The organism is Pauljensenia sp. 20925_1_25, assembly GCF_041433955.1.
Classification (GTDB): Bacteria; Actinomycetota; Actinomycetes; order Actinomycetales; family Actinomycetaceae; genus Pauljensenia.
Genome location: NZ_JAPWCL010000046.1, coordinates 1 through 1,312 on the forward strand (window position 1 = coordinate 1; position 1,312 = coordinate 1,312).

1 protein-coding gene is annotated in these 1,312 nt (G+C 62.2%); it reads right to left on the bottom strand.

Translation table 11 applies throughout. From position 1 onward, the window contains the following. A partial coding sequence (locus O3932_RS10440) for an ISL3 family transposase (RefSeq protein WP_371538305.1) occupies positions 1 to 1,256 on the bottom strand: 1,256 nt, incomplete at its 3' end. Positions 1,257 to 1,312 lie beyond the last annotated feature (56 nt).

Below are 1,312 nucleotides of genomic sequence, written 5' to 3' on the forward strand. Positions count from 1 at the left end.
TTGCGGTAGCCTCTGGCGGTGCGTCTGCCTAGTTCGATGATTCCGTTGATGGCTTCTGTGGGGCCGTTGCTGGCTCCACCGGTGTCGAAGTAGGCCAAGAATGCGTCCTTCCACTTGCGTAGGGTCCGCCCCAGACGAGCGATTTCGGGGATGGGACACGTTGGTAGGCGCTCAATGAGGTGTGCGGCCAGGCGTCGGCCTTGGGCGGGTGTGGCTTGATGGAAGACGTCGCGGACTTGCTGGGCGCAGTGGTAGGCGACTTCCACACTGATATGCGCCTCATCTGCCGTGAAGGCCTCACGGAGTCGTTCTTGTTGACGCTTCGTGAGCCGATCACGCGAGGCGCGCAAAAGATTGCGGATCTGATAGAGGGGATCGCCCTTGCGCCCGCGGTGACCGGTCGTGTCTTGCTGGACGCGGCGGCGTACCTCATCAAGGGCATCGCCGGCGAGCTTGACGATATGGAAGGCATCGAGGACGCTGGTTGCGTCTTGGAGCTGGTCGTCGATGGCGTTCTTGTATCCTTGGAAGGGATCCAGCGTCGCGATCTGGATACCGGAGCGAAAGTCTTCGCCGCGCTCTTCTAGCCAGTTCTTGTACACGGTGCCAGACCTACCCGGAACCAGGTCCAACAAGCGGGCCGTGGGATGCTCCTCCCCGCAAGTCAGGTCCACGATGCCGGTGAGTTCACGTGGGCCCCGGTGGCGTCGGTCCTGGTGGTGCCACACGTGCTCGTCAACCCCCAGCACCCGAATCCCTGTGAAGCGGGCGGGGTCATCAGATGCGGCTTGCAGGCACGGCTTGATATGGGACCACACGGTATTCCACGTGGTTCCTAACTGTCGGGCCAGCCCCAAGATAGTGGCTCCCTCGAAGCGCAACTGTCGGATCGCCCAGCGGATCGCCCGCACACCCAGACGCGCCCGAGGTGCGCACATTGAGTGGTTCTGCTCGCTAAAGGTCGCGATCTGGCAGGTGGTTTCGCGGCATATCCATCGGCGCTTAAACCATCGGATCCGCACTGGAACCCCGGCCCAGGGCGCGTCGATCACCTCCACCACCACGCGCCCGTGGCCTTGTGCGATCACCCCACAACCCGGGCAGCCAGCGCGGCGATCACAGGACTCTATGTCGAGCATCAGACCGTACTCACGCCGAGCGGCAGCAACCAGATGGAAGCCCTCCAAACCGACGAGCAGATCACACCGATCACAACGATTAAGCGACACGGAGCAGCAGCAGGTAGGGTGAGACATTGTCGAGGTCCTTTGAAGATCGCGGGGGTTGAAGTCCGCTCATCATCAAGGACCTC